This window comes from Oleiphilus sp. HI0132, from assembly GCF_001635845.1.
The window spans coordinates 1-4382 of the sequence record NZ_LWGJ01001030.1 but is presented as its reverse complement, the minus strand read 5'-3'; the positions used below and the strand labels follow the sequence as shown (position 1 = coordinate 4382).

Here is a 4382-nt window from a genome sequence, read left to right as displayed (position 1 = left end):
GGCTTATGGTCGACACTGCATGGTTTCTTGGCTTTGGAGGGCGATGCTAATACAGTCGTTGGGCTTGGCTTCTATGAGCATGCCGAGACTCCTGGCTTGGGTGGTGAGGTTGATAATCCGCGCTGGAAAGCGATTTGGCCGGGTAAAAAGGTCTACGACTTCGCGTCTAGCGATCAGCCAAAGCTTGGCTTGATTAAAGGCGCAGTTGATAAAAGTCGAGCTGATGCCGAATACATGGTAGACGGTCTATCTGGTGCTACTTTGACTAGTGTGGGTGTGACTAACCTTATTCAATATTGGACTGGCGAGCAGGGATTCCAAAAGTACCTGAATCGCTTGCGTGAAGGAGCTTAAGAATGAGTGATGTAACAGCAAAAAAAGTTCTTTTTGAACCAGTTTTTAGCAATAACCCTATCGCACTTCAAATCTTAGGTATTTGTTCTGCGTTAGCCGTTACCACTAGTATGGAGCTATCGGTTGTTATGGGCTTGGCTGTATGTGCAGTATGTGGCCTATCTAACTTGTTTGTATCCGTAATTCGTAGCCAAATACCTTCGAACATACGAATCATTGTTCAAATGACTATCATTGCTTCGTTGGTAATTGTTGTTGATCAGGTTCTCAAGGCCTATGCCTATGAACTTAGTAAGCAGCTTTCAGTTTTTGTGGGCTTGATTATCACGAACTGTATCGTAATGGGGCGTGCTGAAGCGTTTGCAATGCAAAATGGCCCAGGCATGAGTTTCCTGGATGGCATAGGTAATGGTTTAGGATATGCCGTTATTTTGCTATTAGTCGCTTTTGTACGTGAATTGTTTGGTTCAGGCATGTTGTTTGGCATCGAGCTTATGCCTACCGTTAACAATGGTGGCTGGTATGTACCTAATGGTATGTTGCTGCTTCCTCCAAGTGCTTTCTTTATCATCGGTTTGCTTATTTGGGGCTTAAGGCAATGGAAGAAAGACCAGGTAGAGCCTGCTGATTACAAAATCTCGTCTCACTCTGTTAAGGAGGCGTTCTAATGATCGAATATTATTTAAGCCTATTTGTTAAGGCTGTATTTGTTGAAAATATGGCTTTGGCATTCTTTTTGGGAATGTGTACCTTCCTTGCGATTTCTAAGAAGATTCAAGCTGCAACCGGTCTAGGTATTGCCGTAGTCGTTGTATTGGCAATCACTGTTCCTGTAAATAATCTTATTTATACCTACCTTCTAAAAGATGGAGCCTTGGCTTGGGCGGGCTATCCTGATGTAGACCTGAGTTTCTTAGGTTTGTTAACTTACATTGGTGTTATCGCTGCTTTGGTACAGATTCTAGAAATGGTTTTGGATAAGTACTTCCCGGATCTGTATAACGCTCTTGGGGTATTCCTACCATTGATCACAGTAAACTGTGCGATCATGGGTGCATCTCTATTTATGGTTGAGCGTGATTATAATCTTGCTGAGAGCACGGTCTATGGCTTGGGTGCTGGTGTCGGTTGGGCTCTTGCGATCGTCGCATTGGCCGGTATCCGAGAAAAGCTCAAGTACAGTGATGTGCCTGAAGGTCTGCGTGGCTTGGGTATTACCTTTATCACTGTAGGCTTGATGTCACTAGGTTTTATGTCGTTCTCTGGTATCTCGCTTTAATTAACACTGGGTAGATAGATAAGGTATTAATATGAATGCAGAAATAGTACTCGGTGTGGTGATGTTTACGGTGATTGTACTGTCACTTGTAGCCATCATACTGATCGCAAGAAAACAATTAGTGAGTAGTGGTGACGTCTCTATCTTGATAAACGAAGATCCTGACAACACTATTAAAACCCCGGCAGGAGGAAAGCTACTTCAAACGCTTGCTTCTGAAGGCCTATTTCTATCATCAGCTTGTGGTGGCGGTGGTACATGTGCGCAGTGTAAGTGTAAAGTTTTAGAAGGTGGTGGCTCTATGCTTCCAACTGAAAAAGCTTACTTTACCAAGCGTGAAGAAGGTGAAGGCTGGAGACTCGCTTGTCAGGTTCCTGTGAAACAGGACATGAAAGTCGAAGTTGACGAAGAAGTATTTGGCGTTAAGAAGTGGGTTTGTACTGTTGAATCAAACGACAACGTAGCTACTTTCATTAAAGAACTGGTTCTTAAGTTGCCAGAGGGCGAGAACGTTGACTTTCGCGCTGGTGGTTATGTTCAGCTTGAGTGTCCACCTCACGAAGTTGATTATAAAAACTTTGAAATTCAAGACGAATATCGCGAAGACTGGGATAAATTCAACTTGTGGCAGTATAAGTCAATTGTTAAAGAAGACGTTATACGAGCTTACTCAATGGCAAACTATCCTGAAGAAAAAGGGCTTGTTAAGTTCAACATTCGTATCGCTTCGCCTCCTCCAGGAACGAACCACCCTCCAGGGATAATGTCATCTTACGTATTCAATCTTAAGAAGGGCGATACCATCGATGTTTACGGGCCATTTGGTGAGTTCTTTGCTAAAGATACTGACAACGAAATGGTATTTGTTGGTGGCGGTGCGGGTATGGCCCCGATGCGTTCACATATTTTTGATCAGCTTAAGCGACTTGAGTCTAAGCGTAAGATGTCATTCTGGTATGGTGCTCGAAGCTTGAGAGAAATGTTTTATCAGGACGAGTATGACAAGCTAGCAGAAGAAAATGAAAACTTTGTATGGCATGCTGCGTTATCTGATCCGATGGAAGAAGATAACTGGAAGGGTTACACCGGGTTTATTCATAATGTTCTATATGAAAATTACCTCAAAGACCATCCAGCACCAGAAGATTGTGAGTACTACATGTGTGGGCCTCCAATGATGAACGCAGCTGTTATTCAGATGCTTAAGAGTCTAGGTGTTGAAGATGAGAACATCTTACTCGATGACTTTGGCGGTTAATCTCGTCTAGTTATATTTCTAGTTACGCCAGCCCTGAATAAGGCTGGCGTTTTTCGTTTACAGCGGTTTTTATTTATTGTGTTTAGATTTTCTATTTTTTTGGTTTTGATGCTCGGCCTAATGGCGTGCGGCCAACCTCATCCAGATCGACTTCAATATTCTTTAAGTGGTTCGACGATGGGTACCACTTACAATATAAATATTGTAAGCCCATCGGAGATTGATAGTTCACAGCTAAAAACGATCCAGTCTGCGATTGAGGCTGAGCTTGCTTCGATAGACTCTTTGATGTCTACTTATAAGCCTGACTCCGAAGTCTCTAGATTTAATCGCGCTGCTATAGGTGAGGGTGTTTCCTTGTCGGCCACAACTATTGAAGTGCTTAATGAGGCGCTTGCGTTAAATAACTTGAGCGAAGGGAGCTTCGACCCAACTGTTGGTCCGCTAATTGATGCCTGGGGCTTTGGCGGTGGCTCTAAGCACAAGGGGATAGTTGTTGAAGAAAAGAATCTCGCTTCTGTGCTTGAAAAAGTAGGTGTTCAACGCTTTAAATTGGTTGACGGTCAACTGTACAAACTCCAGGACGTAGAATTAGACCTCTCTGCTATTGCTAAAGGTTTTGCAGCAGATAAAGTTGCTATCGCGTTGCGTGAGCAAGGCATCGCAAACTTTCTGGTAGAAATTGGTGGTGAGGTAGTGACTCATGGTAGAAGTGTTCGTGACTCCTTGTGGGTATTAGGTATTGAATCACCTGATAAACAGGGTAGAAACGTTTATACTAGGGTTCATCTTGGTAATGCTGCGCTCGCTACGTCGGGAGATTACCGAAATTATTTTGAAGAAAATGGTAAACGATATTCTCACACGATTGACCCACTCAGCGGCAGGCCAGTTGAGCATCTGCTTGCATCTGTTAGTGTGATTGCTGAAGATTGCATGTTAGCTGACGGGCTTGCGACGGCGCTAATGGTGATGGGTGAGCAGAGGGGGTATGAGTTTGCCTCAAAGCACAATATCAGTGCGTTATTTATCTATCGAGGTGATGAAGGCCTCATAACAATGCACACTGATTCGTTTAAACAGTATCTTAAGTAGGAGGAACTTATGGAGTTATTTTTCATAGTTTTCGGTGTTCTTGCCCTGTTAATGTTGGTTATGGCTGTTGGCGTTATTTTTGCCAATAAGCCGATTACCGGTTCGTGTGGTGGAATGAGTGCGCTTGGTATGGAGGTTGCTTGCGACGTCTGTGGCGGTGACAAGGATAAATGCGACAAAGAAGTTGATAGTTCTGCTAAAGACGCTACCGGAAAAGATATTTCTTATAATGCAATGAAGTAGATACAGCTTAAGTATCATTACATACGGTTTTTTCTAGAGGTTCAGGAGATCAAGGTTATATGGCTGAGTATCATTATGATGTTGTAGTAATTGGCGCAGGCCCTGCAGGTGAAGGGGCAGCGTTAAACGCTGCAAAAGGCCATAAAATGGTCG

At 43.4% G+C, this 4382-nt stretch carries 6 protein-coding genes; all 6 read left to right on the top strand.

Features of this window, described 5'->3' with window-relative positions; translation table 11 throughout:
- A partial coding sequence (locus A3766_RS12060) for an FMN-binding protein (RefSeq protein ID WP_156508887.1) occupies positions 1 to 354 on the top strand: 354 nt, incomplete at its 5' end.
- Positions 355 to 356: 2 nt separating this feature from the next.
- The gene (locus A3766_RS12055) at positions 357 to 1022 is read left to right on the top strand and encodes an NADH:ubiquinone reductase (Na(+)-transporting) subunit D (RefSeq protein ID WP_068506475.1); all 666 of its coding nucleotides are present in this window, start codon (positions 357 to 359) and stop codon (positions 1020 to 1022) included.
- Positions 1022 to 1633, top strand: coding sequence for an NADH:ubiquinone reductase (Na(+)-transporting) subunit E (nqrE, locus tag A3766_RS12050; protein WP_197470144.1), 612 nt, complete (start codon positions 1022 to 1024; stop codon positions 1631 to 1633). Before A3766_RS12055 ends, nqrE begins: the two co-directional genes overlap by 1 nt.
- 31 nt (positions 1634 to 1664) lie before the next feature.
- Entirely contained in the window at positions 1665 to 2891 is a 1227-nt protein-coding gene (gene nqrF, locus A3766_RS12045; protein WP_068506479.1) for an NADH:ubiquinone reductase (Na(+)-transporting) subunit F, read from the top strand.
- A gap of 177 nt (positions 2892 to 3068) precedes the next feature.
- Complete coding sequence (locus A3766_RS12040; protein WP_197476281.1) at positions 3069 to 3986, top strand: FAD:protein FMN transferase; 918 nt, start codon at positions 3069 to 3071, stop codon at positions 3984 to 3986.
- A gap of 9 nt (positions 3987 to 3995) precedes the next feature.
- Positions 3996 to 4229 (top strand): (Na+)-NQR maturation NqrM, encoded by a 234-nt coding sequence (gene nqrM / locus A3766_RS12035; protein WP_068634427.1) that lies wholly within the window; start codon positions 3996 to 3998, stop codon positions 4227 to 4229.
- The last annotated feature ends 153 nt before the right edge of the window (positions 4230 to 4382 follow it).